This is a genomic window from Leifsonia sp. HAY1-4F, from assembly GCF_056755275.1.
Genome location: NZ_JBNDHX010000769.1, coordinates 1 through 228, shown reverse-complemented (window position 1 = coordinate 228; position 228 = coordinate 1). Strand labels below are relative to the sequence as shown.

At 68.9% G+C, this 228-nt stretch carries 1 pseudogene; it reads left to right on the top strand.

The annotated features are described in order from the left end of the window. Positions 1–228: pseudogene (locus ACPYOG_RS21285) on the top strand (hypothetical protein); the annotation flags it as partial.

The following is a 228-nucleotide window of genomic DNA, read 5'->3' as shown; positions in this document are numbered from 1 at the left end:
CACGGTGGCAGCGCCGACCACGCCGCATGCACCCCAGGTCACGACAAACCCGCTGATCAACGCGAGCAATTTCACCGCGGTGCCCGTCAAGAGCGAGGTCAAAGGCACCACGGCCGGGGCGATCGCTTTCCTGGGCGCCCTGCAGAGAGGTGACCCTCTCGTGCTGGTCACGGGCTTCACCGGGGGCGAGGATGACGCGACCGCAACCGGCTCCGCGGGTGCAGGTGC